The 26169-nt window shown below is 68.1% G+C and carries 24 protein-coding genes; 13 read left to right on the top strand and 11 right to left on the bottom strand.

What is annotated here, in order from left to right:
• Positions 1-38: 38 nt before the first annotated feature.
• Together JK358_RS00745 and JK358_RS00740 are read right to left on the bottom strand one after the other, a co-directional pair.
• Positions 39-1196 carry an FAD-binding oxidoreductase gene (locus JK358_RS00745; RefSeq protein WP_201943701.1) on the bottom strand — a complete coding sequence of 386 codons (1158 nt, stop codon included), beginning with the start codon at positions 1194-1196 and terminating at the stop codon, positions 39-41.
• Between the two features lie 152 nt (positions 1197-1348).
• Positions 1349-2323: an NADP-dependent oxidoreductase gene (locus JK358_RS00740; RefSeq protein ID WP_201942137.1), complete on the bottom strand. Its 975-nt coding sequence runs from the start codon at positions 2321-2323 to the stop codon at positions 1349-1351.
• 201 nt (positions 2324-2524) lie between these two features.
• Between JK358_RS00740 and clpB the strand changes: the two genes are divergently transcribed.
• The 7 genes from clpB to JK358_RS00705 all read left to right on the top strand — a co-directional run bounded on the left by clpB (position 2525) and on the right by JK358_RS00705 (position 10996).
• Positions 2525-5080 carry an ATP-dependent chaperone ClpB gene (clpB, locus tag JK358_RS00735; RefSeq protein ID WP_201942134.1) on the top strand — a complete coding sequence of 852 codons (2556 nt, stop codon included), beginning with the start codon at positions 2525-2527 and terminating at the stop codon, positions 5078-5080.
• 169 nt (positions 5081-5249) lie between these two features.
• Positions 5250-6245, top strand: a complete 996-nt coding sequence (locus JK358_RS00730) for a DUF5666 domain-containing protein (protein WP_201942131.1) — start codon at positions 5250-5252, stop codon at positions 6243-6245.
• Between the two features lie 55 nt (positions 6246-6300).
• Complete coding sequence (locus JK358_RS00725) at positions 6301-7449, top strand: TtfA family protein (protein ID WP_232850562.1); 1149 nt, start codon at positions 6301-6303, stop codon at positions 7447-7449.
• 261 nt (positions 7450-7710) lie between these two features.
• The gene (locus JK358_RS00720; RefSeq protein ID WP_201942128.1) at positions 7711-8523 is read left to right on the top strand and encodes an SDR family NAD(P)-dependent oxidoreductase; all 813 of its coding nucleotides are present in this window, start codon (positions 7711-7713) and stop codon (positions 8521-8523) included.
• 9 nt (positions 8524-8532) lie between these two features.
• Positions 8533-9081 carry an orotate phosphoribosyltransferase gene (pyrE, locus tag JK358_RS00715; RefSeq protein ID WP_201942125.1) on the top strand — a complete coding sequence of 183 codons (549 nt, stop codon included), beginning with the start codon at positions 8533-8535 and terminating at the stop codon, positions 9079-9081.
• 141 nt (positions 9082-9222) lie between these two features.
• The gene (locus JK358_RS00710) at positions 9223-10281 is read left to right on the top strand and encodes a beta-ketoacyl-ACP synthase 3 (RefSeq protein ID WP_201942122.1); all 1059 of its coding nucleotides are present in this window, start codon (positions 9223-9225) and stop codon (positions 10279-10281) included.
• A gap of 22 nt (positions 10282-10303) precedes the next feature.
• Positions 10304-10996, top strand: a complete 693-nt coding sequence (locus JK358_RS00705; RefSeq protein WP_201942120.1) for a lysoplasmalogenase family protein — start codon at positions 10304-10306, stop codon at positions 10994-10996.
• 1 nt (position 10997) lies between these two features.
• On the opposite strand, the gene JK358_RS00700 is transcribed toward JK358_RS00705, so the two are convergent.
• The 6 genes from JK358_RS00700 to JK358_RS00675 all read right to left on the bottom strand — a co-directional run bounded on the left by JK358_RS00700 (position 10998) and on the right by JK358_RS00675 (position 16896).
• Complete coding sequence (locus tag JK358_RS00700; RefSeq protein WP_201942117.1) at positions 10998-12143, bottom strand: phosphotransferase enzyme family protein; 1146 nt, start codon at positions 12141-12143, stop codon at positions 10998-11000.
• A 2-nt stretch (positions 12144-12145) separates the two neighbouring features.
• Positions 12146-13483, bottom strand: a complete 1338-nt coding sequence (locus JK358_RS00695) for a purine-cytosine permease family protein (protein WP_201942114.1) — start codon at positions 13481-13483, stop codon at positions 12146-12148.
• 83 nt (positions 13484-13566) lie between these two features.
• Positions 13567-14013, bottom strand: coding sequence for a hypothetical protein (locus JK358_RS00690; RefSeq protein WP_201942111.1), 447 nt, complete (start codon positions 14011-14013; stop codon positions 13567-13569).
• 66 nt (positions 14014-14079) lie between these two features.
• A complete protein-coding gene (locus tag JK358_RS00685; protein WP_201942108.1) occupies positions 14080-14622 on the bottom strand; it encodes a Uma2 family endonuclease in 543 nt (180 codons plus the stop codon).
• Between the two features lie 100 nt (positions 14623-14722).
• The gene (locus JK358_RS00680; RefSeq protein WP_443677898.1) at positions 14723-15367 is read right to left on the bottom strand and encodes a response regulator; all 645 of its coding nucleotides are present in this window, start codon (positions 15365-15367) and stop codon (positions 14723-14725) included.
• Positions 15368-15471: 104 nt separating this feature from the next.
• On the bottom strand, positions 15472-16896 hold the full coding sequence (locus JK358_RS00675) for a sensor histidine kinase (RefSeq protein ID WP_201942105.1): 1425 nt from the start codon (positions 16894-16896) through the stop codon (positions 15472-15474).
• A gap of 140 nt (positions 16897-17036) precedes the next feature.
• Between JK358_RS00675 and JK358_RS38875 the strand changes: the two genes are divergently transcribed.
• From JK358_RS38875 to JK358_RS00660, 3 genes are all read left to right on the top strand, one after another.
• Positions 17037-17591 carry a DUF4190 domain-containing protein gene (locus JK358_RS38875; protein WP_232850560.1) on the top strand — a complete coding sequence of 185 codons (555 nt, stop codon included), beginning with the start codon at positions 17037-17039 and terminating at the stop codon, positions 17589-17591.
• A 27-nt stretch (positions 17592-17618) separates the two neighbouring features.
• Positions 17619-18308, top strand: a complete 690-nt coding sequence (locus JK358_RS00665; protein WP_201942103.1) for a TrmH family RNA methyltransferase — start codon at positions 17619-17621, stop codon at positions 18306-18308.
• A gap of 101 nt (positions 18309-18409) precedes the next feature.
• A complete protein-coding gene (locus tag JK358_RS00660) occupies positions 18410-19558 on the top strand; it encodes a glycoside hydrolase family 76 protein (protein ID WP_201942100.1) in 1149 nt (382 codons plus the stop codon).
• Between the two features lie 3 nt (positions 19559-19561).
• Here JK358_RS00660 and JK358_RS00655 read toward each other — a convergent pair whose 3' ends face one another.
• Both JK358_RS00655 and JK358_RS00650 read right to left on the bottom strand, forming a co-directional pair.
• On the bottom strand, positions 19562-20263 hold the full coding sequence (locus tag JK358_RS00655) for a DedA family protein (protein ID WP_201942096.1): 702 nt from the start codon (positions 20261-20263) through the stop codon (positions 19562-19564).
• Between the two features lie 7 nt (positions 20264-20270).
• Complete coding sequence (locus JK358_RS00650; RefSeq protein ID WP_201943695.1) at positions 20271-20948, bottom strand: DedA family protein; 678 nt, start codon at positions 20946-20948, stop codon at positions 20271-20273.
• 206 nt (positions 20949-21154) lie between these two features.
• On the opposite strand from JK358_RS00650, the gene fbaA reads away from it, so the two are divergent.
• From fbaA to JK358_RS00635, 3 genes are all read left to right on the top strand, one after another.
• On the top strand, positions 21155-22192 hold the full coding sequence (gene fbaA, locus JK358_RS00645; RefSeq protein WP_201942092.1) for a class II fructose-bisphosphate aldolase: 1038 nt from the start codon (positions 21155-21157) through the stop codon (positions 22190-22192).
• 88 nt (positions 22193-22280) lie between these two features.
• The gene (locus tag JK358_RS00640) at positions 22281-23399 is read left to right on the top strand and encodes a BTAD domain-containing putative transcriptional regulator (RefSeq protein ID WP_201942089.1); all 1119 of its coding nucleotides are present in this window, start codon (positions 22281-22283) and stop codon (positions 23397-23399) included.
• A 108-nt stretch (positions 23400-23507) separates the two neighbouring features.
• A complete protein-coding gene (locus tag JK358_RS00635; RefSeq protein WP_201942086.1) occupies positions 23508-24965 on the top strand; it encodes a glycoside hydrolase family 183 protein in 1458 nt (485 codons plus the stop codon).
• On the opposite strand, the gene JK358_RS00630 is transcribed toward JK358_RS00635, so the two are convergent.
• Positions 24938-26152, bottom strand: coding sequence for an MFS transporter (locus tag JK358_RS00630; protein ID WP_307817204.1), 1215 nt, complete (start codon positions 26150-26152; stop codon positions 24938-24940). The genes JK358_RS00635 and JK358_RS00630 overlap by 28 nt on opposite strands.
• Positions 26153-26169 lie beyond the last annotated feature (17 nt).

Raw genomic sequence — 26169 nt, 5'->3', positions numbered from 1 at the left:
TCCTTCGAAGAAAACTGTGCTGCAAGAACTTTCGCGCGCTACACCGGATCGGACTGGATGGCCGACTCCGGAGTGCCGACGGCCAGCAGCGCCCGCCGGGTGTCGGCGATCATGCGCGCCGAACCGGCGATCTGGATCTGGCGGTCGGCCCACGCGCCGAAGCTGGCCACCACCGCGCCCAGGTTACCGATCAGCCGCCGGTGCATGCCGAACGGCGGATCGGCCGGCGGATACGGATGCCACCACGGATTGGATTCGTTCTCGCACACCGGCACCACGGTCAGCCACGGATTGGATTGCGAGAGCTGCCACATGTTTTCGACGTCGTACAGGTCGCACGGGTAGCGGCCGCCCATGAACAGGTGCACGCGCGGATTGATGCCGCGCCGCCCCATCTCGATCAGCTGCGCGCGAATCGGCGCGATCCCGGTGCCGGAACTGATCATCAGCACATCGCGGCGGCTGCGCAGATCCACGTGCAGGCCACCCAGCGGCGCGGCGATCATCCATCGATCGCCCACCTTGGTCTCGTTCACGATGGCGGGCGACACCCAGCCGGTGCGCACCTTGCGCACATGGAATTCGATCTCGCCGTACGGGTTCGTGGGGATCGCGGGCGACAGGTAGCGCCACATCTTCGGCCGCTGCGGAATCGCCACCGGCACGTACTGTCCCGCCTGATACGGGATCGGCGTATCGGACTGCAGGCGCACGATGGCCAGATCGTCCACCACCCGCCGGTGGCCCACCACCGTGGCCTCCCAATACGGCTGGGATTTATCGGAATTCGCGCCGATCGCCATGGACGCCGATATCAGGATGGTGATGTCGCGCCACCCGTACTCCAGGCCCCGGTTCCAGTGCACCCCGTTGTAGCTGCGGAACGCCGCCAGCAGGGCGCGCCCGGCCATGTCGTAGTGCGCGGCCTCCACGCCGTATTTGCGGTGATCGCGCGCCAACTGTTCCAGGAAGCGTTGCGCCCGGTCCCAGTCCTCCAGATTGTCGAGCACGAACTGGATGGCTGTGACCAGCCGCTTGGGTTGCATATCCATGGCGGACGGGAACAGCTCCCGCAGTGCCGGAATCTCTGCGAACAGGTGACCGTAGAACGCGCTGATCAGCCGTTCGGGCCCGTGCGGGGCCTCGACGACTGTCCGGAAGTTTGCGCGGACCAGCGCTGCCGAACGCGCATCCACGACGTCGAGCATTCCTTTCAACTCAGCGGGCACGGTGTGCGCCGCTACCAGGGACGAAACCGGTACCGGGCCGTCCTCCGCGTCAAGTATCCCTGAAAAACCGGTGGTCGCACGGATATAGCCGAGGTGGATCGATTTCCGTAACTCCGGGTTCAGATGACCAGCACTGTTTTGCCGCGCGCACCCCGCGCGCCCAGGGCCGCCGCCGCGCCGTCGAGGGGCGGGGTGGAATCCAGCGGAACCACCAGGTCGCCATTGCCCACCTTGCGCAGCAGATCACGCAATTCGGCTGCGCCGCCGGAGGATACGAAGTTTCCGCCGGTGATGCCACGGGTTTGCAGATCGGCTTCCACGGCCGATCCGACCGTGCTGAAGGCCCCGCCGCCGTCCCGCACCAGGGTGAGATTCTCGGCGAAACCCGGCGGCGGCGAGACCAGATCGAAGAGCACGTCGATCTGGGCGCGGGTCATGCGCACGGAGTCGGCGATGGACAGCTGGGTGTCCTCCGGCCGCGTCGGCGAGTCGGTGACCGGGACCCGCCCGTAGTTCACCACCTCGGTCGCGCCCAGCCGGATCATCCGGTCGGTGTCGTCGGGCCGGGCCGTGGCGATCACCTCCGCGCCGGTCAGCGCGGCCAGCTGCACCAGGTAGGAGCCGACGCCGCCCGACGCCCCGACCACCAGGGCGGTCTGCCCGGCCCGCAGGCCCGAGGCATTGACCAGATCGAGTGCGGTGATGCCCGCCGTGGGCAGCGCGGCGGCCTGGATCGCGGTGATCTCGTCGGGCACCTTGGCGATGGCGGTATCCGGCGGCACCACGATGAATTCGGCGAAGGTGCCGTGCCCGAGCGGCGGTACGAAGAACTTGCCGACCACCCGCTCGCCGATCTCGTAGCCGTCCACGCCCGCGCCGATCTGCGAGATCGTGCCCGCGCCGTCGAGACCGGGTACGAACGGGAAGTCGTAGGGGACCTGGCCTTTCAGCGCGCCCTCGATGAGTTTCTGGTCGTAGGGGTTGACCCCGGCCGCCTCCAGCGCGATGCGCAGCTGACCGGGACCGGCCTCGGGAGTCGGCACCTCGCCGGGCTCCGGACGGCCGCCGAAGTCTCGAACCACGATCGCGCGCATGGGTTGCTCCATTCGTCGGGTATCCGGACTGGTGACGCATCAACGAACGATCGTGGTCATCGTAAGCATCCGGTCCCGGGCGCGTAATTTGGATGGTGACTTTTTGCCTCTGGTCGAATCTTCGGAAACTCGTCAGACTTGAGCGGAACAGACTCAACTCTTGCCGCGTTGGACTGAGCAACGACTAGTAGGAAGGTGCATGTGGACTCGTTCAATCCCACCACCAAGACCCAGGCGGCCCTGACCGCCGCACTGCAGGCGGCCTCCGCCGCGGGCAATCCGGAGATTCGTCCGGCGCACTTGCTGGTGGCGTTGCTGGATCAGACCGACGGCATCGCCGCCCCCCTGCTCAAGGCCGTCGCAGTCGATCCGGCGACGGTCCGGCGCGAGGCCCAGGACATCGTCGACCGGCTGCCCAAGGCCTCCGGCGCGAGCAGCACCCCGCAGCTCGGGCGCGAAGCCCTCGCCGCGGTCACCGCCGCCCAGCGGCTCGCCACCGAGATGGGAGACGAATACGTCTCCACCGAGCACATGATGGTCGGGCTCGCCTCCGGCGACTCCGATATCTCGCAGCTGCTCCTGAAGTACGGGGCCACCGCCGACGCGCTGCGCGACGCCTTCACCACCGTCCGCGGCAACACCCGGGTCACCACCGCCGACCCGGAGGGCAGCTACCAGGCGCTGGAGAAGTACTCCACCGATCTGACCGCCGCCGCCCGCGACGGCAAACTCGATCCCGTCATCGGACGCGACACCGAAATCCGCCGTGTCGTACAGGTTCTCAGCCGCCGCACCAAGAACAACCCGGTGCTCATCGGCGAACCCGGCGTGGGCAAGACCGCCATCGTCGAGGGCCTGGCTCAGCGCATCATCGCCGGGGACGTCCCGGAATCGTTGCGCGGCAAGCGACTCGTCTCGCTCGACCTCGGCGCGATGGTGGCGGGCGCGAAGTACCGCGGCGAGTTCGAGGAGCGGTTGAAGGCCGTCCTGGAGGAGATCAAATCCAGTGCGGGGCAGATCATCACGTTCATCGACGAACTGCACACCATTGTCGGCGCGGGTGCGACCGGCGAATCCGCCATGGACGCCGGCAACATGATCAAGCCGATGCTGGCGCGCGGTGAACTGCGGCTCGTCGGCGCGACCACCCTCGACGAATACCGCCAGCACATCGAGAAGGATCCGGCCCTGGAGCGCCGCTTCCAGCAGGTGCTGGTCGGCGAACCGTCCGTGGAGGACACCGTCGGCATCCTGCGCGGGCTCAAGGAGCGCTACGAGGTGCACCACGGCGTGCGCATCACCGACTCCGCGCTGGTGGCCGCCGCGACCCTGTCCGACCGGTACATCACCTCGCGGTTCCTGCCCGACAAGGCCATCGACCTGGTGGACGAGTCGGCGTCCCGGCTGCGCATGGAAATCGATTCCCGCCCAGTGGAAATCGACCAGGTCGAGCGGTCCGTGCGACGGCTCGAGATCGAGGAGATGGCGCTAGCCAAGGAAACCGACGACGCCTCCAAGCAGCGACTGGAGAAACTGCGCGCCGAACTCGCCGACGACCGCGAGAAGCTGAACCAGCTGCTCGCCCGCTGGCAGAACGAGAAGCAGGCCATCGACTCCGTGCGTGACGTCAAGGAACAGTTGGAGGCGCTCAAGGGCGAATCCGAGCGGGCCGAACGCGACGGCGATCTCGGCAAGGCCGCCGAACTCCGCTACGGGCGCATCCCGCAGTTGGAGAAGGAGCTCGCCCTCGCCGAGCAGAAGGCGGGCGGCGCGGCCGACGGCGAGGTCATGCTCAAGGAGGAGGTCGGACCCGACGACATCGCGGAAGTGGTGGCGGCGTGGACCGGAATCCCCGTGGGCCGCTTGATGGAAGGCGAAACCCAGAAGCTGCTGCGCATGGAGGAGGAACTCGGTAGGCGCGTGATCGGGCAGCAGGAGCCGATCGCGGCGGTGTCGGACGCCGTGCGGCGGGCGCGGGCCGGCGTGGCCGACCCGAACCGGCCGACCGGATCGTTCATGTTCGTCGGCCCCACCGGCGTCGGTAAGACCGAGCTGGCAAAGGCGTTGGCGGACTTCCTGTTCGACGACGAACGCGCCATGGTGCGCATCGATATGAGCGAATACTCCGAGAAGCACTCGGTGGCCCGCCTGGTCGGCGCGCCGCCCGGATACGTCGGCTACGACCAGGGCGGCCAGCTCACCGAGGCGGTGCGGCGACGCCCGTACACGGTGGTGCTGTTCGACGAGATCGAGAAGGCGCATCCGGACGTGTTCGACATCCTGCTGCAGGTGCTCGACGAGGGTCGACTCACCGACAGCCAGGGCCGCACGGTCGACTTCCGCAACGCCATCCTCATCCTGACCTCGAATCTGGGTGCGGGCGGCGACAAGGACTTCGTCATGAACGCGGTCCGCTCGGCCTTCAAGCCGGAGTTCCTCAACCGCCTCGACGACGTGGTCATGTTCCACGCCCTCGACGAGGAGGAACTGGAGTCGATCGTCGACATCCAGCTGAACCAGCTGCAGAAGCGCCTGGCCCAGCGTCGCCTGACGCTGGACGTCAGCGACTCGGCCCGGTTCTGGCTCGCGGTCCGCGGCTACGACCCGGCCTACGGTGCGCGGCCGTTGCGGCGGCTCATCCAGCAGTCCATCGGCGACACCCTCGCCAAGGAACTGCTGGCGGGCGAGGTGCAGGACGGCGACACCGTGAAGGTGAACGTCAGCCCGAACGGCGACGCCCTCATCGTCGGTCGCTGAGCGCGGCGGATACGAGACGCGGCCCCGGGAAGTGCGCACTTCCCGGGGCCGCGGCCGTGCGAGCGGCGTGTTCCGGACTCGGGTGCGGAGTGTCTTGCGAAGACCTCGAATCCACACCGCTCGGTCGAGTTCGCGGTCTCGGTGCAGTGAGCGGCCTAATCTGGAGGCCATGACTAATCCGAGCGATCCTTGGTCGCGGCGGCCCGAACCGGAACCCACGGACGGGCCGACCGAGCAGGTGGGTGGTTCCGGTCAGGCGGCCGGGCACACTTCGGATGCAGGTCAGGCCTATGGGCCGACCGAGGCGATGAACTACGGCGAGGCCGCCCTGCACGGGGCGGAGTCGCCGACCGAGTACTTCGGGCAGCCGCCGGGGGAGCACGCCACGCGGGTCATTCCGCCGCCGGATTCGAGCTGGGGCGGGTACGAGAACGGTGGCGGGTACGCGCCGCCGACACAGCAGTACGGCGGATATCAGCCGACTGCTCAGTACGAGAGCGGTGCGGGGTATCAGCCCACCGCGACCTACGGGCAATCCGGGTCCTATGCCGCCGGTGCGGCCGCGGGCGGCTACCCGGCGGGCGGATATCCGGGCGGTGCTCCCGGCGGACCGGGCGGACCGGGCGGTCCCGGTGGTTACGGACCCGGTGGTCCGGGCGGATACCCGCCGGGGCAGCCGGGCGGGCAGCCGCCGAAACGGAACACCACCATGTACGTGGTGCTCGGGCTGGTGGCGGTGGCCGTGGTCGCCGGGATCGGCGTGCTGGTGGGAGGTCTACTGGCGGACAAGGATTCGTCGGACACCGCGTCCTCGTCGACCACCGCGCAGACCACCTTCGTCATGCCGAACTTCCCGAACGACTCCTCGCAGCCACTACCCAGCGGGATCCCGGAGATCCCCGGCCTCGGTGAAATCGATTCGCTCGGTGCGACTCTCGGCACCATCGACGCCAATGACGGCAAGACCATCACCCTCACCACGCTGTCCGGAACCACCGTCACGGTGAAAACCGACGACACCACCCAGGTGATCTCACTCGGCAGTACCAAGGTGGCCGATCTGCCCGTAGGTGAGATGGTTATGGTCCAGGGCGACAAAGCAACCGACGGATCCATCCAGGCCAAGATCATCATCAGTACTTCGCTGCCCGGTGGAACCCGATGAACAGCAACGGTGCGTACCGGGCAATCAGCAGCCCGGCTCGATAGGGTAGGCGGCGATGACGGGAATCTGGTTCGGGTTGGCGGCGATCGCGCTCGTGGGTGCGATCGTGCTGCTCTATTTCGATCGGCTGCAACGGCAGCGCACCGGGCATGTGCGCCAGGTCTGGGCGAAGTCCCAGGGGTACACCTATGTCTCGGTGGAGCCCGCGCTGGCCTCCACCTGGCGGCGCGGCGCGCTGGCCAAGCTCGGCTACCTCTCGGCGGTCGACGTGGTGTCCGGCAACCGCAAGGGCGAGAAGTTCGTGCTCTTCGACCTGGAGGACGCGGCGACCCTGGTCGCGGTGCGCCGCCAGATCGGCTCGGACATCGATATCGACCTGCGGCTGAAAACCGCCGCGCCGCCGAAGGACCACGATCTGGAACTGCTCGGCGCGATCGGCGATCGGGTGGTGTTCGCGACCAATCCGGATATCGCCAGGCACGCCGTCGATCAGCGCATGGTCGCCTTCATCGAATCGCTGCCGGACGAGGTGCAGCAGCTGTGGAGTGAAGGCAACTGGACGCTCGGCATGCTGCCCGTCGGCGCCACCTCCAAGGACTGGGAGACGGCCATCGACGCCGTGCTGCGGCTGTCCGGCCTGCTGCACGTGCTGCCGCCGGTCATCTCCGCCGAACGAGCCCGCGACGAACTGCCCGAACCCGGCAGCTCCCGCCCGGTGCCCGAAGACGACGACTACGACGGCTACGACGAACCCGGCGACTACACCGAAACCGAAGGCCGCCAGGCCGGTTCGCAGGTCCCGCCGCGCCGCGCCGACGACGAGGACGACGACTACCGCCCGCTGGTCGACGACATCGCCGGCGGCGGTGAGGGCGAGGGCGCCGACGGTGAACCCGAATCCTGGCGTCCCGCACTGAAAGTCGTCCCCGACCCGCGCAACCGGCCGCGCCGCAACTGGCCGCCCGCCCCGGAGGAGGACTGGGCCGACGACGAATCGCCCCGCCCCGCCGACGCCGAGTGGGACGACGACCGCACCCGTCCCGTCCGCGACGAGGACTGGCGCGACGACGACCCCGGCTTCCGCGACGACGACCCCGACCGCGAACCCGAGGAGGGCTGGCGCAAGGACCAGGGCCGCAGCGCCCCGCCCGGCGGCCCCTTCCATCCGGGCTTCCGCCCCTACCAGGGGCCGACGCCCCGCTGACATGCCTGGACGCTCCAGCTCCCGTGCCCCGCTGCCTTTTCGGCAGCGGGGCACGGTCGTTCGGAGGGCGGGACGCGACGCCCCCGCCGCCCCTGGGCCGGGCACGACCGGGCTTCCGGAGCGGAATATGCTGCCCCGCTTCGCCTCTCCGCCGGGAGCGGCACGGCTTTCGCGGGGTTCGGTCGCCGTTGTCACGTCGGGGGTTTCGGCGCGACGTAGAGTAGGCCGTCCCATGTTCGGCGAGGGTTAGGTAGTCGATCTATGACCGAGAGTTCTCCAGTTTCACGCCTGCCCGGTGCGCATCGGCCCGTGGCGTTGGTCACGGGACCCACCTCGGGGATAGGCAAGGCCTATGCGACGCGGCTCGCGTCCCTCGGCTACGACCTGGTGCTGGTGGCTCGGAACAAGGAGCGACTGGAGGCTCTGGCGCACGATGTCGAGGTGCGGTTCGGGGCGCGGGCGGAGATCCTGCGCGCCGATCTGGCCGAACCGGACGATCGCGACGAGGTTGCCGCACGCGCGGCGCAGGGCGTCGAATTCCTGGTCAACAACGCGGGATTCGGAACTTCCGGTGAATTCTGGACCCTCGAGCCCGGAGAGCTCCAAGCCCAGCTCGACGTCAACGTAACCTCTGTCGTGCAGCTCACCCGGGCCGCGCTGCCACCCATGGTGCATGCCGCCAAGGGCACCATCGTGAATGTGGCCAGCATGGCCGGGCTCGTCTCCGGTCGGGGATCGACCTACTCGGCCTCCAAGGCGTACGTCGTATCCTTTTCCGAAGGGCTGGCGGGCGGGCTGGCCGGGACCGGTGTTCGGGTGCAGGCTCTGTGCCCCGGATTGGTCCGCACCGAATTCCATGAGCGAGCCGGAATCGAGATGGATTCGCTGCCGAAGCCACTGTGGCTCACCGTGGACGAGGTGGTGGCCGGATCGCTCAAAGATCTGGACAAAGGCCGGGTGATCAGCGTGCCCGGCCTGCAGTACAAAGCGATTGCCGCGGTCGCCGGACTCATCCCCAGGTCCGTCGTGACCCGCCTCAACAGGGGCCTGTTCAACGCACGTGGAAGGACGTAAGAGACAGACATGACCCAGGTATCCACGACCGACCGGGACAGATTGGCCGAACTGGTGCGCGCGCTCGCCGTGGTGCACGGCCGCGTCACCCTGTCCTCGGGCAAGGAAGCCGACTACTACGTGGACCTGCGCCGGGCCACCCTGCACCACGAGGCCGCGCCGCTCATCGGGAAGTTGCTACGCGAACTCGTCGCCGACTGGGATTTCGACGCCGTGGGTGGACTCACCATGGGCGCGGATCCGGTCGCGGCGGCGGTCCTGCACGCGCCCGGCCGGCCCGTCGACGCCTTCGTGGTGCGCAAGGCCGCCAAGACGCACGGTATGCAGCGTCAGATCGAGGGCCCGGACATCGTGGGCAAGCGGGTGCTGGTCGTGGAGGACACCACCACCACCGGCAACTCGCCGGTCACGGCCGTGCGCGCGCTGCGCGAAGCGGGCGCGATCGTGGTCGGTGTGGCGACCGTGGTGGATCGGGAGACCGGGGCCGACGGCGTCATCGCGGCCGAGGGCCTGGAGTACCGTTCCATTCTCGGGCTCAAGGATCTGGCGCTGAGCTGACGTCGGGCACGTCGTCCGGCGAGTCGCAGAATTACTCCGAGGTAAAGGACAAGTGACCCTACGCTGAATCCTTGCCCTGGGTTAGCCTGGTGCTGGTCTTACGTCCGACAAAGGTGTTGTGAAGGGTCGTGTGAGTCACCTGTGGTGAGCATTGCAATCAACAAGGGCATTCAGAATATTGCGATGCTCGGCATCGGGGCCTACCGGCCGCAGCGCGTCGTCAGCAATGCCGAGGTCTGCGAGGTCCTCGACTCCACCCCCGAGTGGATCTACGACCGCACCGGAATCAACAACCGGCGCTGGATCAGTGGCGACGAGACGCTGCGCTCGATGGCCGTCGCCGCGGGTGACCGCGCCCTGCGCAACACCGGCATCGATCGCTCCAAGATCGGCGCGCTCATCCTGTGCACGTCCAGCTGGCTCAAGCTGACCCCGCACGGCGCACCCACCGTCGCCTCGGATCTGGGCATGAACGGCATCCCCGCCTTCGACCTCACCTCCGGCTGCGGCGGCTTCGGCTACGGCCTGGGTGTGGCCGTCGACATGATCCGCTCCGGCTCGGCCGAGTACATCCTGGTCATCGGCGCGGAAACCATGACCGTCGGCCTCGACCCGACCGACCGCGGCACCGCCATGATCTTTGGCGACGGCGCGGGCGCGGTCGTGGTCGGGCCGAGCGAGGAGAACGGCATCTCGCCGACCGTCTGGGGTTCCGACGGCGAGAACGCCGAGGCCATCGCCCAGGACGTCGACTTCCTGGAATTCATGAACAAGGCGCAGCGCCTGCAGGGCACCGACCCGGAGATCGAGAAGGTCGGCCGCATGTCGCTGCACATGGAGGGCCCCAAGGTCTTCCGCTGGGCCGCGGTCACCCTGCCCCGCGCGCTGTCCTCGGCCATCGAGCAGTCCGGTGTGGCCAAGGAGGACATCGAGGTGTTCATCCCGCACCAGGCCAACGCCCGCATCAACGAACTCATGAAGAAGAACCTGGGCCTCGCCGACGAGATCCCCATGGCCAACGACATCGAGAACACCGGCAACACCTCCGCCGCCTCGATCCCGCTGGCCATGGAGGAGATGCTCGCCACCGGCAAGGCCAAGGGCGGGCAGGTCGCCCTGCTGCTCGGCTTCGGCGCAGGTCTGTCCTACGCCGGACAGGTCGTGGTGCTGCCCCCGGCTCCGGCCGAGCCCAGCTTCTGATCTTCGACAGGGGAATGGAATCGTGAAGCGGCCCAGGCCCTTTCGAGCTGCCTTCGTCGGCGCGGCGGCGGTGACGGTGTTCGGCGCCGTCACCGGGCGCGACAAACTCCAGTGGGTCGCCAAGCCGCTGATGATGCCGCTGCTGGCGGCGGATGTCGCGGTCAACGGCACGGATCTCGCGCCCGCCGACCGCACCGTGCTGCTCGGCTCGCTGGCCGCGGCCACCGTCGGCGACGTGCTGCTCATCGAGCCGGACAACGATCGCCGATTGGTCGCGGGCGCAACCTCTTTCGCCGTCATGCAGAGCGGGTACTCGTGGCTGTGGTGGCGGCGCGGCGCGCGGCCGCAACCGGCCATCGCGGGGCAGCGCCTGGCGGCGTGGCTCGGCGCGGCCACCCTGATGCGTTTCAAGGCCCCGACCGTGGCGCTGCCGCTCACCGCCTACGGCGCGACGCTCGGCGCCGCCGCCACCCTGGCCTCCGACCCGGGGCTGGCTCCGGACGCGAAAAACGTTGCGGGCCTGAACATCCCGAACTCGGATGCGAAGAGCCGGCTCGGCCTCGGCGCACTGCTGTTCACGGTGTCGGACGGGCTGATCGTGCTGCGCCGCATCTTCGCTCGCGGGGAGCGGTCCCGCCGGGTCACCGAGGGCGTCATCCTCGGCACCTACGCCGCGGCCCAGTACCTGCTCACGGACGCACGCGCCCACCGGTAGGTCAGCGCGTCCGTAGGTGGTCGATGAGTGCTCGGCCGCCGGTGGACCACCATTCGGTATGACCGAGAAAGTAATGGCGGTAGGCGATCTCGGCATTCTCCTGATTGCCGCCGGGAACGACGCCCAGGAAATAGTCGATCTCGGACAGCTCGTACTCGGCGTGCACGAGCGGCACCAGTTCCGGTAGCGCCAGCGCTTCCAGATCCGTCAGCGGGCGCACCGATTCGTAGCCCCGCAGCAGGGCGTCCACCTGCTCGACCTGGATGTGCGCCGGGCCGCCGGTGCGCAGCGAGATCCAGTCGACGGCGCTGCGTTCGATCGCCATCGCCACGTCGTGAACGGCGGTGGTGCGGTCGCAGAGGCCGAAATCGATGACCGCCGAGGGTTTCTCGCCCTGCCACAGCAGATTGGTGCCGTGCCAGTCGTTGTGCGTCCACAGCGGGTCCAGATCGTCGACGAAGCCGTACAGGCCCGCCAGCACCGGCATGTGCACGCGCTCGATATCGCCGCGCCAATCCCGTTCGGTGAGGAACAGCGCGAGGGCCGGACGCACCGCGGCCAGCCGTTCCACCGCCGAGATGGGGTCGGTGGAGGAGAAGACGGTGAAACTCGCGAGCAGCGGATGCGGCGGGCGCGCGGGCGCCTCGAAGCCGGCCGCCGCGAGATGCAGGCGGCCCAGCATGCGACCCGCCGATTCGGCCTGCGCCACCGATCGATACGGCGACCACGAGAACGAACCCCGGTACAGGTCCTCGCCCGCGCCGAGTTCCTGTACCTCGTAGGCGAATTCACCGGACTCGCGGGTGTGCAGTACCTGCGGTATCGGAATCCCGTTGTGGCGCAGGTGATTCATGAAGGCATGCTCCTCGCCCAGCGCCGCCGCATCGCGCAGCGCGCGGGGGAGCCGCTTCACGATCACCGGTTCCCTGCCGGGCAGCCGCACCCGTGCGGTGGCGGAAAGCGGTCGCGGACTGCGCCATTCGACAGCGAGGGCGCCGTCCCCGGGCACCGCGCGGTCGGCCGCCGCCGTGCCCGGATCCAGGAGATCGTGGCCGAGGACATCGGTGAGCTCGGCCACCGACAGGGGCGGCCAGTCCGGCTGGACCAGCTCGTCGGACCCCATTCCGAAGACGCGGTCCTCCGCCACGGTCAGCCCCTCCGGCGCTCGATGAGCACCAGCACCGCGGTGATCGTCGCGGCCACCAGGAAGGCGAACAGTGACGCGGAGGACCACCAGCCCGGCTCCAGGCCGACGGCGTCGCGGACCTGCAGCCAGAAGTCCTTCCACCAGCTGATGTAACCCGGGTTGAACAGCTGATATGTCACGAACCCGCAGGCCCACGGCAGCAGCATCACCCAGCGTGCCGGTGCGTCCTGGGTGAGGTCCCAGCCGCGCCGGCCCCGGCCGAAGAAGTAGTCGACGATGAGCACGGCGGCCAGCGGCACGAACACCGAACCGATCAGCACCAGGAAGTTCGCGTAGCCGCTGAAATCCCGGACGGGCAGGGCCAGCGCGGTGACCAGGACGCCCACCGCGCCCGCCAGCAGCCGCCGGTCCACCCGGGGCAGCAGGTTCTGGATCGACATGGCCGTCGAATAGACGTTGGCGAAGGACTGATCCGTTTCCCGCAGCACCAGGACCGCGAAGAACACCCAGCCCGCCGTCACGCCCAGGAACGTGTCGAAGATGCGATCGACGCTGCCCGCCTGCAGGATTGCGACGATTCCCAGGAAATAGCACCAGAATTGGGCCACCGAGTAGCCGGCCATGGTCGCGCCCGCCGCCGTCCGCGCCGAGCGGGAGTGCCGCGTGTAGTCGGCGGCCAGCGGCACGAACGACACCGACACCGCCAGCGTGGAGTCGACGGCCGGGAAGAATTGGCTCCAGTCGGTGCCCACCGGCTCCGGCACGGGCTGGCGCAGCAGCTGAATCGTGAAGTACACCAGCGCGATTCCGACCGCCACCGAGATGTACTTGCGCAGGATGTGCAGGACGCGCAGCGGCCAGATGGACATCACCGTGGTCAGCACGCCGGCCGCGATGATCACCACCGCGTGCGGCACCCGGTCGTCGGTGAGCGCCGAAACGCCCAGGGCGATAACGGTGAGCTCGTAGACGCCCCAGCCGACACACTGCACGATATTGGCGACCGTCGGCAGATAGGACAGCCGCGTTCCGAACAATCCGCGCAGTACCGCCATCGCGGGTGCGCCGGTTCTCGCGCCGACCGCTCCGGTGCCCGCGACCATGGCGATACCGGCGACGGTACCGACCAGGGTGGCCAGCAAAGCGCCTGCGATCGGCAGACCGGGCGGCTCGCCCGAGGGCATGAGCACCACCGCGGCACCGCTGAATCCGATCAGGCTGACGCCGAGATTCAGCCAGAACGCCGCCTGGTCGCTGAAGCTCAGAGTGCGCGGCGGCTCGGTGTCGAGCAGCAGCGGCGCCTCTTTGCGTTCGTCCGGCGTCACATCAGCGGTGGTCATGACCAGTGATGGTACTGAAACTTCGCCTTTCACCCGGGTGCGCGCCGCGGCACCGCGCAGCGCACCCGGGTGTCGGCGAGCGCCTAGAGGCAGAGGATGATGCGGTCGCGGTTGTGCGGGTCGACGCGGATCGAGAGTGTCTGGCCCACAGCGAACTTCTGGCGTTGCATGGGTTCGACTTCGAACCGGATGCTGCCGTGGAAGGTTTCCGAGCCCGGAACGACCAGTTCGAGGTCGATTTCGGTGAGTTCGGTGCAGTGGTCGGTGCGGTGCAGCGGGTGAACCGCTTCGATGTTCGCCCAGCCTTCGCGCCCGTATCGGAGTAGTCGGCGGTCCGACAGCGTGGGCCCCTGACCGAGCATCAGTCCGATACCCATGAAGCTGCCGAACAGTCCGACCAGGACGATGAGTTGCAGGGGAATCGTGCCGGGCGGCGTGTGCGGGACGATCAGCAGCACCCACAGACAGAGTGCGATCACGTACGCGATGATCACTCCGAGCACGGTATGGGCGGTGCGCGCGTGGTTCATACAGACCCTCCACCACGGCTTTTCAGACTTCCAGGATAGGCCGGAATGCCGTGCGGGGTGGCCGGTTCAGACGCTCGAGCGCAATGCGGTGAGCGCGTTGAGGTCGAGCGCCACCGCGGTCCCGTTCAGATCCAGGGAGACCGTGCCGGTGTACTCACCGGTCGGTTCGTATCGTGTCCCGTCGAGCCGATTCGTGGTGAGCCGCACCGGATCATCCAGATCCAATAACCAGTAGTGCTCGATCCCGGCCTCGGCGTACTCGGCGAACTTCATGATCCGATCCGTCCGCCGCGATCCGGGCGCCACCAGCTCGATCGCCGCCACCACATCCGCGGGCCGCACCCGGCTCGCATGCGCGGCCCCGGCCGCACCACCCACGACCAGCACATCCGGCACCCGCACGGTCGGCGGCGTGCCGTCGTCCACCACCAGTTCGATCCGCGCCAGCGCCGCCAGCGGCGGGGGTAGCGCGGGTTCCAGCTGCGCCGCCAGCCGCCACACCGCCAGCTGATGCCGCGGCGGCTGCGGCACCACCAGCAGCACGCCGTCGACCAGCTCCCGGCAGCACCTGCCGTCCTCCGGCAGCTGCGACCATTCGGACAGCGTCAAGAGGTGATCAGGCCGGGGTACAACCGAATTCGGCGCATCCGCGATTCTCGTCCGACGCATACACCCAGTCTTCCACGGCCCGCAACCGCACAGCGACGTTTCAACCCTTGAGTCGCAGAACGGCCAGCACCCGGCGATGGTGCAGATCCGAGGGCGGCAGATCGAGTTTGGTGAAGATATTGCCGATGTGCTTCTCCACCGCGCGCTCGGTGACGCTGAGTGCTTCCGCCAGCGCGGAATTCGACAGTCCCTGCGCCATCAGTTCGAGCACCTCGCGCTCGCGCGGGGTGAGCCGGGTGAGTGAATCCTGTTGCCGCGCCGCGCCCATCAGCTGGCTCACCACCTCCGGGTCGAGGGCCGTGCCGCCGGTGGCGACGCGCTGCAGGGCATCCACGAAATCGGCGATATCGGCGACGCGGTCCTTGAGCAGATAGCCGACGCCGCCCGCGCCGGAAGCGAGAAGCTCTGTGGCGTAGCGGGTTTCGATCCACTGCGAGAAGACCAGCACGCCGGTGCCGGGATGGCTGCGGCGCAGTTCGAGGGCGGCGATCAGGCCCTCGTCGGTGAAGGTCGGCGGCATGCGCACATCCACCACGGCGACATCGGGGCGGTGCTCGGCCACCACGGCGGACAGACCGGTCGCATCGCTCACCGTGGCCACCACCTCGTGCCCGCGTTCGACCAGCAACGAGGTGAGACCGTCCCGCAGGATCGCATTGTCCTCGGCGATCACCACGCGCAACACCGGGGCCGCCGGAGGGGCCGAGGCCGCCGAGCCGGTGGGATTCCGGTCGGCCACCGGGCGGTCCGCCATCGCGTCGGCGGGATTCGAGTCGGGCATGGGGGACATCATTTCGGACCGGCGATCGGCAGGATCAGGGTGACCACCGTGGGGCCGCCGAACGGGCTGTCCACGGTGAGTGTGCCGTCCACCGCGCGCGCCCGCGCCGCCAGCCCCGAAAGACCGCCCGCCACAACGGTTTCACCGTTCGGCGTGATCGGCTGCAGCGCCCCGCCGTGCCCGTTGTCGCGCACGCTCACCGCGATCGAATCCGAACCGGACGGCAGCACCGCCACCCACACCCGATTCGCGCCCGAATGCTTGACCACATTGGTGAGCAGTTCGGCGACCGAGAAGTACGCGATGCCCTCGATGGCCTGACTCGGCCGGTTCGGCAGCAGCACCCGCAGCTCCACCGGGACCGCGCAGCGCGCCGCCAGGGTCTCCAGCGCGGGTTCGAGACCGAGATCCAGCGCGGGCGGATGAATCCCGCGCACCAGCTCCCGCAACTCGGTCAACGCCTCCTTGGATCCCGACCGCGCCTGCGCGATCAGCTCACTCGCATCGCCGCCGGTCGCGATCCGTTCCTCGGCGCGGCCCAGTGCCATGGCGATGCTGACCAGCCGTGCCTGCGTCCCGTCGTGCAGATCGCGCTCCAGCCGGCGCAGGGTCGACGCGGAATCCTCGACGGCGGCGCGGCGGCTCTCCTGCAGTTCGATCATGCGCCGATCCCGATTCGTCGGGGTGAGCAGCATCGCCGACAGCGCCAGATGCACCATGCACAGTCCGCGGATCAGCCACGGCAGCGTGAAGCACAGCACCAGACCCACCGCCGACATCATGAGCGCGCGCGGCCAGGTGTCGATGTAGAAGCTGCCGAACTGGAACATCGAATGCCGTTCCACCCCATCGGCATCCACATTCATCGGACGGAAGATCGCCCACGGGATGACAGAGATCGCGGTGAACGCGGTCATCGCCACGAACACCAGCGCGATGTAGCCGATCACCGCGCCGACCAGCACCTGGATCACCAGATAGGCCATGGCTCGCCAGGACGCCAGATCGGTGAACGCGCTGCGCAGCCAGCCGAAGAATCCGCGCCGCGGCGTGAACGGCGGCGGCTCGGGCAGATTCGTGTCCAGCAGACCGCGGGTCAGCGCCCGGTAGACGCGCCCCCATATCCGCCCGCCCAGCAGCGTCAGCGCCAGCACGGGGATACCGATGAGGAACACCGAGATATAGAGGCCGCCACCGAAGACGAACAGCACATAGCCGAATGCCATCGAGCCCAGCACCAGCGCCGCGAACAGGTACGCGAGTTCCTTCCATGTGCGCGCCTGGAAGGGCGCCAGCAGAATCGTGCGCCACACTCCCTGCGTGCCACGGCGCTCTTCGACTGGTCCCTGATACAGCGGTTCCTGGTGTGACATCACAGCTTCCTGATCGGGCATCGGGAGCACGAGGGTCGGTTCGCCTGCCGGTTCGCTCATGCTTCCATCGTCGCCGGTGGCGGGGGCGCGCCGGAATCGGGCAGCCCGGTGGATCGGGGGTGTGGCTGGCCCCACCATGATCGCGGATGCACAGGGGAAACCGGCTCGCCGCCGTGGACCGTGCGAAATAGCATGGTGGCGTGAGCTATCCGCCGCAGGACAATCCCTTCGATAAGGGGCACCCCGCTGATCCGGGCTATCCGGGAGCCACCGGCATGTCTGGCGACCAGGGCTATCCGGGAGCCACCGGCATGCCTGGTGGCCAGGGGTATCCGGCAGGTCCGGGCCTGCACGGCGATCAGGGTTACGGCGGCTATCAAGGCCCCGGCCAGCAGGCGTTCTCCGGTCCGCAGGGGTATCCGCAGCAGGCGTACCCCGGCTATCCCGTCTACCCGGTGCGGCCGCCGGACCATCCCAGCGCGACCACGATCATGGTGCTCGGCATCGTCAGCCTGGTCGGCGCGTTCACCTGCGCGCTGCCGCTGCTGCTCGGGCCGTTCGCGTGGAACATGGGTGCGAAGGCGCGGCGCGAGATCGCCGAGGCCAACGGCGCGCTCGGCGGCTACGGACAGGTGCAGGCCGGATACATCTGCGGCATCATCTCCACGGTGCTGCTCGGGCTCACCATCGTGGGGTTCGTCATCTTCTTCATCGTGCTGATGATCGGCGGGCTGGCGAGCACGGCCGCCTACTGATCGGGCGGCCCGCGGCCCGCCACTACGATGACCCGGGTGAGTTCCGCGCCCGCCGACGACCAGCTCGACCCCGGCCCCACCGAATGGGGTGAGCATCCGCACGGTGTCGGGCCCTGGCGGGACGAGTTCGGGACCGAACCGCCGGAGGATCCGCGCCTGGATCCGGAACTGCTCGCGCACGGCGATCGGCGCAATGTGGTCGACGCCTACCGGTATTGGAGGCGGGAGGCGATCGTCGCCGATATCGACGCCCGGCGGCATCCGTTCCATGTGGCGATCGAGAATTTCGGGCACGACGCGAATATCGGAACCGTCGTGCGAACCGCGAACGCCTTCGCCGCCGCGGCCGTGCACATCGTCGGCCGCAAGCGCTGGAATCGGCGCGGCGCGATGGTCACCGACCGCTATCAGCACATCGTGCACCACCCGGATATCGCCGATCTGCTCGACTACGCGGCGGCACACGGGTTGACGGTCGTCGCGGTGGACAACGTCCCGGGGTCGGTGCCGCTGGAGACCGCTACCCTCCCGCGCGACTGCCTGCTGCTGTTCGGTCAGGAGGGTCCGGGCGTTACCGAGGCCGCGAAGAACGCCGCGCTGCAGACGGTGTCGATCGCCCAGTTCGGTTCCACCCGCAGCATCAACGCCGGTGTCGCGGCGGGTATCGCGATGCACGCCTGGATCCGCCAGCACGCGGATCTGCATACCGCCTGGTGAGCGGATCGCGGCCGGAACACACACATTCCGTCGGACACGGGAACCGCTAGAGGTAACAAATCAGCCACTTCGGACCCGGCTTGTGGGGCACGATGGTTTCCATGACATCGCGGACCGGGCGCAATATCGAGCCGACGGCTGCGCTCTGGTCGGAGCGGGCCGATCTGGCGGAATCCGCGATCGTGTCCCGGCATCTGCGGGCGTTGTGGGCGCTGCCGGGTACCGCGCTGGGAGTGCCCGGCTGGCCGCCGACCAAGCGGGAGCGAACCTTCGCGTCCTGGCACTACTGGTGGCAGGCGCATCTGGTGGACTGCGCGGTGGACGCCGCGAACCGGGAGCCGACCCCCGCGCGCCGGCGGCGACTCGCCGCGATCGTGCGGTCCATCCGGCTGCGCAACATCACCGGCTGGACCAACCGCTACTACGACGACATGGCCTGGCTGGCAATCTCATTGGAGCGGGCCGAGCGGACGCAGGGCATCGAGGAGGCTCGCGGCGGGCTGGTCGCCCTCGACAAGGAGCTGTACGCGGGGTGGGCCCCGCAGGTCGGCGGTGGCGTGCCGTGGCGCAAGGGCTCGGACTTCTACAACGCGCCCGCGAACGGTCCGGTCGGTATCGCCATGGCCCGGCTCGGCCGCTACACCCGCGCCCAGGAGATCGCCGACTGGCTCGACGACACCCTGCGGGACAAGGAAACCGGGCTCATCTTCGACGGCATCCACCTGCCCGCCGGGGAAATCGAAAGGCCCGTCTACAGCTACTGCCAGGGCGTCGTCCTCGGCCTGGAAACCGAACTCGCCGTGCACACCGGCGAGATCCGGCACGCCGAACGCGCCCTGCGCCTGCTCGAGGCCATCGAGGAGCACATGATCAGCGGCGGCGTGGTCGTCGGCGGCGGCGGTGGCGACGGCGGCCTGTTCAATGGCATCCTCATCCGCTACCTGGCGCTCGCGGCCGTCATGCTGCCGGGCGAGACCCACGAGCACGTGCAGGCCCGCAAACGCGCGGCCGCCATCGTCCGCAATTCCGCCAAGGCCGCCTGGGAGAACCGGCTGGAGGTCGAGGGCGAGCCGCTGTTCGGCCCGGACTGGCGGCAACCCGCCCGATTACCGGGCATCTCCGGTGCGGGTCACGCCACCGGAGGCGGTTCGGTGTCCGCATCCCGCACCCCGGAACGCGATCTGTCCGTTCAGCTTTCGGGCTGGAAGCTCATGGAGGCGGCGCACACCGTCACCGCCGCCGGGCTCTGAGAATCAGCGCTGCTGATTCGCCGAACCCGCGGTCTCGGAGACCTCGACGTCGAAATCCTCGGTGGGACGCGACATTTCCAGCCGGTACTGGCGGATCCCGACGATGGTGCCCAGCACCAGGCCCACGATGAGCGTGCCGATGACCGCGGGCATCAGCCACGACATGTCCTCGATGAAACTGCCCGCGTAGTACCCGATCAGCAGCAGCACCGGCGCCCAGATGATCGCGCCGATGGTGGAGGCGATCGTGTACCTGCGGTGATCCATCCCCGCCGCGCCCGCCACCAGCGGGCACAGCGTGCGCACCCACGGAATCCAGCGCGCCACCAGCACGGCCAGGAACCCGTGCCGCTGCAGCAGTTCCGTCACCCGGGCCAGGTTCTGGGTATTGATGTATTTGCCGTTCTTGCGCGCGACCAGATGATGGCCGGTGCGTTCACCGACGACATAGCCCACCTGATTACCCGCGATGGCGGCGATCATGGTGCCCAGCGACAGCGCCCACACATGCCCCTCGCCGTTGACCTGCGAGGCCAGCACGACACCGGCGGTGATGAGCATGGAATCCCCGGGCAGGAACAGCCCGATGATGAACGCGCACTCCAGGAACACGAAGGTGAGCACGACCGTCCAGACCAGGACCGGTCCGGCGGTCTCCAGCGGGCCGAAGCTGCTGAAGGCGAGATTTAGCGGGCGGGCGGACACCGGCGACTCAGCGATTCGGCTCGTTCGACGAGGCCACGTACTCCGCCTGCTCGGGCTCCGGCTTGGTGCCGCGCTGCAGCATGTTCTTCGCGACGGTGATGATGCCGGGCAGGATCGAGACGAACACGATCAGCAGGAAGATCGCCTCGACATTGGTCTTGATGAATTCGACATTGCCGAGGAAGTAGCCGAGCACGGTCACGCCGCCGCCCCACAGGATCGCGCCGACGATGTCGAAGGAGACGTACTTCTTGTAGTCCATCGCGGACACACCGGCCAGCACCGGCACGAAGGTACGGGCGATCGGCACGAAGCGGGCCAGGATGATCGCGGCCGGACCCCACTTCTCGAAGAAGGCGTGCGATTCGGTGATGTATTTCTTCTTGAAGAAGCGCCCGTCCTCACGGTGATAGAGCGCCGCGCCGAATGCCTTGCGGCCGATCCAATAGGCGCACTGGTCACCGGCGAACGCGGTGAACGCGACCGCGGGGGCGAGCACCCAGATGGATACCGGCGGATTCGCCTGCGCCGCCAGCAGACCGCCGGTGAACAACAGCGAATCGCCGGGCAGCAGGGGGAACAGCAAACCGGTCTCGATGAAGACGATGACCAAGATCGCAGGCAATACCGCGTTCTTCAACCATGACTCCGTAAGGAGATACATGGGGTCCAAGAACTGGGGCATTGACAGGGTTGTCACGGTATCGGTGGCAGCCAGCAAGGTCACGGCCACCACAGTACCGCCCCTTCCCACATCACACCGAACGTCGAAGCAAGCTCACAATGTTGTCAGGGATCCGAGGGCATCGTTCGTAGAAAAACCGGCCTGCCCTATGGTGTGGGCTGACAGAATTTTGTCGTACACAAAGCACACACAACGTGGAGGTCATTGTGCCCATCGCGACTCCGGAGATCTACGCCGAGATGATTGCTCGGGCCAAGGAGAACTCCTTCGCGTTCCCCGCGATCAACGTCACCTCGTCGGAGACCATCAACGCGGCCATCAAGGGTTTCGCGGACGCGGGTAGCGACGGCATCATCCAGTTCTCCACCGGCGGCGCCGAATTCGGTTCCGGTCTGGGCGTGAAGGACATGGTCACCGGCGCGGTCGCGCTCGCCGAGTTCGCCTATGTCGTCGCCGCCAAGTACGACGTCACCATCGCGCTGCACACCGACCACTGCCCGAAGGACAAGCTCGACACCTTCGTGCGCCCGCTGCTGGCCATCTCGGCCGAGCGCGTGAAGAACGGCGGCCTGCCGCTGTTCCAGTCGCACATGTGGGACGGCTCCGCGATCCCGATCGACGAGAACCTCGAGATCGCCAAGGAACTGCTGAAGCAGGCGCACGCCGCCAACATCATCCTCGAGGTCGAGATCGGCGTCGTCGGCGGTGAAGAGGACGGCGTCGAGGCCGAGATCAACGACAAGCTCTACACCTCGCCCGAGGACTTCGAGAAGACCATCGACGCGCTCGGCGCGGGCGAGAACGGCAAGTACCTGCTCGCCGCCACCTTCGGCAATGTGCACGGCGTGTACAAGCCGGGCAACGTGGTGCTCAAGCCCGAGGTGCTCGCCGAGGGCCAGCGCGTCGCGGCCGCCAAGCTGGGCCTGGCCGCCGGTGCGCAGCCGTTCGACTTCGTCTTCCACGGCGGCTCCGGCTCGCTGAAGTCCGAGATCGACGACTCGCTGCGGTTCGGCGTGGTCAAGATGAACGTCGACACCGACACCCAGTACGCCTTCACCCGCCCGGTCGCCGGCCACATGTTCGGCAACTACGACGGCGTCCTGAAGATCGACGGCGAGGTCGGCAACAAGAAGGTCTACGACCCGCGCTCCTACCTGAAGAAGGCCGAGACCTCCATGGCCGCGCGCGTCGTCGAGGCCTGCAACGACCTGAAGTCTGCGGGACGTTCGATCAGCGCCAAGTAAGCTCGTACACCGGGATCCTGAGAGAAGCCTTGGGATCCCCGGTGAAGAGTTGCGGTGGTGCGCGCCGCCAAGTGTCCTCGAGGTGGCCATGAGTGTCGATGTACGGGTCCTCGGCCCCGTGCAATTGCTGGTCGCGGGCCGGTCTGTGCCGGTCGGCGGCCCCAAGCCGCGCGCCCTGCTGGCCGCGCTGACCGTGAATCGGCGGCGCGCCGTGTCCTCACAGGCGCTCGCCGACATCGTCTGGAACGACGATCCGCCGGATTCGTATCAGGCCAGCCTGCAGGTGTTCGTCTCGAACATCCGGCGCACGCTGCGCACCGCCGGGATCGACCCGGTGGCGCTGCTGCGCACCGAATCCTCCGGCTACCGCCTCGAAATCGACGACGCCGGTTGCGATCTCGGGCGCTTCGAATCCATCCGCCGATCCGGGCAGGAAGCCGCCGCGATCGGCAATCACGAAGGGGCCGCCCGGCTCTACGGTGACGCGCTCGCCGAATGGAGCGGCCGGGCGCTCGACGACCTGTCCGGGCTGACCTTCGCCGAAACCTTCGCCACCGCCATGGACGAGGAGCGGCTGCTCGTCGCCTCCGCCCGTATCGACGCCGAAATCGCCTGCGGGCGGGCTTCTTCCGTGGTGGGCGAGCTGGTGTCGATGACCAACGCGCATCCGCTGCGGGAACCGCTGTGGGTGCAGCTCATCACCGCGCTGTACCTGTCCGGGCGGCAGGCCGACGCGCTGGACGCGTGCCGCCGGGTGCGCACCGTGCTCGCCGATCAGCTCGGCATCGACCCCGGGCCCGCGCTGATCGCGCTCGAAGGCCGGGTACTGCGGCAGGAGTCGCTGCAGACCCATCAGATCGCCGAGGTCGAGCGGATCGCCAAGGCCATGACCGAGACCGTCACCGAGATGCCGCGCGCCGTCCGCGCCGGGCAACTGCGCCTGGCCGACGGCCGGACCGTGCCGATCGCGGTGGGCGGCTTGAAGATCGGCCGCATGACCGACAACGACCTGGTGCTCGACGATCCCAAGGCCAGCCGGTACCACGCGCACATCACGCCCAGCCGGGCCGGACTGCTCATCAAGGATCTGCACTCCGCCAACGGCGTGTTCATCAACGAGGAGCCCATCGAGAGCGGGGCCGTGCTCGCCGACGGTGACGCCATCCGCATCGGCTCGACACTTTTGATCTTCCAAGCCCTGCGCTGAGCTATCGATTCGTACCGAATTCGGCGAGTGCCGACGGTTTGCCGTGCACCGGGGGTAGGGTTCCCGCCGGATGTGTCCGATGAGCCCGATTATCGAGAGGGTTGATGCATGGCCAAGCGGCTGCTGGCAGCTGCGGGAGTGGCGGTGTTCGGAGCAGGCGTACTGGTGGGCGCGGACGGCGCGATCGCGATCGCGGATCCCGTGCCCGGCACAGGGATTCCAGGAATCGGACCCTGCCTCACGGACCCGGAACCCGTCCACGAATCACTGATCCCCAAAACGCTCGAGGTGCCGATCAACTATCCGGCCGTGACGGTGGATCCCGGACCGGCCAAGGTGAACCCCACCCGGGTGAAGATGGAGCTGCCGTCCGACCCGTGCGTCAACCCGTGCCCGGACCTCACCGACGGCCCGCCCACACCGCCCAGCGTGTTCGAGCAGCTGGGGATCCCACGGCTCATCCTGCGGCCGCAACCGTTCAATTTCGCGTTCCCCAACCCGAATCCGGAACAGCAGCCGCCCGCGCCCGAACCCGCGGACCCGGTCACCGAACCCGCGCCGCAGTCACCCGCCCGGCCCGCGCCGGTGGTGTCACAGGTCCGCGAGGTCGCCAAGCTCACCGGGGCGCACTCCATCAACCGCACCGACAAACGCTGGCAGGTGCAGGGCACCGACCTGGGCATCTTCTGGGAATCCAAACCCGGTGAGGTGGCCATCGCCTTCGGTGACACGGTCGGGGCCAACTTCCATCCGCCGGGCGGGTTCGGCGACGACTGGCGCTCCAACCTGCTCGCCTTCAGCAGCGACCGCGATCTGACCGACGGCGTCACCTTCGACCGCATGGTCACCGACAGTCGTTGCCACGCAGCGGAACTGCTGGGCAGCAAGAAGCTGGACAATGTCGAGATCACCACGATCCCGACCTCCGGCTTCGCGCTCGGCGACCGGCAGTACATGAGCTACATGTCGATTCGCACCTGGAACAGCGTGCCGGGCACCTTCTTCACCAACTACGGCGGCATCGCGTACTCCGACGACGGCGGCGAGCACTGGATCAAGGACGCGCACGCCAAGTGGGACAACATCTTCGGGCTCAGCTCGTTCCAGGTGAGCGCCATGGTGCCGCAGGGCGACTACGTGTACATGTTCGGGACGCCGAGCACCAGGCTGGCGGCTGTCGGCCTGGCCCGCGTGCCCAAGGACCAGGTGCTCAACCCCACCGCCTACCAGTACTGGAGCGACGGCACCTGGACCTCGGTGGGCGGGCACAAATCCGCGACACCGGTCGTGGAAGGACCCGCCGGGGAACTCTCCGTACGCTACGACGCGGCCCGGAACCGTTGGCAGATGAGCTATCTCGACACCTCCAAGGCGGCCATCGTTGTGCGCGAATCGGATTCGCCACAGGGCGTGTGGTCGCCGGGGACGCCGACGGTCAGCGCACTCCAATTCCCGGAACTGTACGGCGGATTCATCCACCCGTGGTCTGAGGGCAACGACATGTACTTCACCATGTCGACCTGGAACGACTACAACGTCTACCTCATGGGCGCACGCGTGGAGTGAACCCGGGGCCGGGTCGACGCCCAGACGGCCAGCGCGGCAAGGGAATAGGCCGCGCCGGACCAGCACGCGGCGGCCCAGCCCCACGCGCTGTACAGCCAGGTGGTGGTGAGCGCGCCGAGCGCCGAACCGAGTGAGTAGCACGCCATGTACGCGGCGATCACACTGCTCGTCCGGTTCGGATGCGCGGTGGTCAGCAGATGCTGACTGCTCACATGCACGGCCTGGACAGCGAAATCCAGTGCCACGATGCCGATCACGAGCGGCCACAGGCTGGTGTCGATCCAGGCGATCAGCAGCCACGAGACGGTCAGCAGCACCAGCCCGGCAGCCGAAACCTCCTGGGCTCGACCACGATCGGCCCACCGCCCGGTGCGGGCCGCACCGAGCGCACCGGCCAGTCCCGCGAGCCCGAACAGCCCGATCTCCGTGGTTCCGAGACGCCACGGCGCTGCGCTCAGCGGCAGCGCCAGGCCGCTCCACAGGGTTCCGAACGCGGCGAACAGGAACAGCGCGATCAATCCGCGGCTCCGCACCAGGCTGTCACCACGAGCCAGTGCGGCCATGGTCGCCACGACGTGTAGATATCGCGCGCCGACAGCGGCGGTTCGGATGTCGGGGGTGAGGGTTGCCCGGACGATGCAGGCCAGCGCCGCGCAGAGCACGGCCGCTACCACGTAGACGGCACGCCAGCTCACCGTATCGCCGAGTGCGCCGGCGAGAATGCGGACGCCGAGGATGCCGAGCACCACGCCCGAGGTGACCGCGCCGATATTGCGGCCGCGCTCCCGCGGTGGGGAGACCGCCGCGACGTAGGCGACCGTCACCTGCACCACCACCGCGAACAGGCCCGCGACCGCCAGCCCGGCCACCGCGACCACGCCGTTCGGAGCGAGCGCCGTGGTGGTCGCTCCCGCGGCGGTGAGCAGCAGATAGGTGATGATCAGCCGCCGTCGGTTCAGCAGGTCGCCCAGCGGCACGAGCAGGACGAGTCCCGCGAAGTAGCCGATCTGGCCTGCCGCGACCAGTACGCCCAGGGTCTGGCTTGCCAAGCCCAGTTCCGCACCGGCCTTTTCGAGTACCGGTTGGATCGCGTAGATCGTCGAGACGGCCACCGCGCAGACCAGCGCCAGCACGAACCGCTGTGCTGTCGAGATCGCCGTGCCCGCCGCAGAGATCGCTGTTCCCACCACGCCTCCAATTGGTA

The sequence above is a fragment of the Nocardia acididurans genome (assembly GCF_016741815.1).
GTDB classification, from domain to species: domain Bacteria; phylum Actinomycetota; class Actinomycetes; order Mycobacteriales; family Mycobacteriaceae; genus Nocardia; species Nocardia acididurans.
The sequence above is the reverse complement of the archived record's forward strand: the minus strand, read 5'-3'. Positions and strand labels throughout refer to the sequence as shown.

Excerpts from the sequence above, each read along its gene's own strand:
- pyrE (WP_201942125.1), top strand. The coding sequence starts at position 8,533 with ATGACCCAGGTATCCACGACCGACCGGGACAGATTGGCCGAACTGGTG.
- JK358_RS00695 (WP_201942114.1), bottom strand. The coding sequence starts at position 13,483 with ATGACCACCGCTGATGTGACGCCGGACGAACGCAAAGAGGCGCCGCTG.
- JK358_RS00730 (WP_201942131.1), top strand. The coding sequence starts at position 5,250 with ATGACTAATCCGAGCGATCCTTGGTCGCGGCGGCCCGAACCGGAACCC.
- JK358_RS00675 (WP_201942105.1), bottom strand. The coding sequence starts at position 16,896 with ATGAGCGAACCGGCAGGCGAACCGACCCTCGTGCTCCCGATGCCCGAT.
- JK358_RS00660 (WP_201942100.1), top strand. The coding sequence starts at position 18,410 with ATGACATCGCGGACCGGGCGCAATATCGAGCCGACGGCTGCGCTCTGG.
- JK358_RS00650 (WP_201943695.1), bottom strand. The coding sequence starts at position 20,948 with ATGCCCCAGTTCTTGGACCCCATGTATCTCCTTACGGAGTCATGGTTG.
- JK358_RS00720 (WP_201942128.1), top strand. The coding sequence starts at position 7,711 with ATGACCGAGAGTTCTCCAGTTTCACGCCTGCCCGGTGCGCATCGGCCC.
- JK358_RS00740 (WP_201942137.1), bottom strand. The coding sequence starts at position 2,323 with ATGCGCGCGATCGTGGTTCGAGACTTCGGCGGCCGTCCGGAGCCCGGC.
- JK358_RS00665 (WP_201942103.1), top strand. The coding sequence starts at position 17,619 with ATGACCCGGGTGAGTTCCGCGCCCGCCGACGACCAGCTCGACCCCGGC.
- JK358_RS00635 (WP_201942086.1), top strand. The coding sequence starts at position 23,508 with ATGGCCAAGCGGCTGCTGGCAGCTGCGGGAGTGGCGGTGTTCGGAGCA.
- JK358_RS00640 (WP_201942089.1), top strand. The coding sequence starts at position 22,281 with ATGAGTGTCGATGTACGGGTCCTCGGCCCCGTGCAATTGCTGGTCGCG.
- JK358_RS00690 (WP_201942111.1), bottom strand. The coding sequence starts at position 14,013 with ATGAACCACGCGCGCACCGCCCATACCGTGCTCGGAGTGATCATCGCG.
- JK358_RS00725 (WP_232850562.1), top strand. The coding sequence starts at position 6,301 with ATGACGGGAATCTGGTTCGGGTTGGCGGCGATCGCGCTCGTGGGTGCG.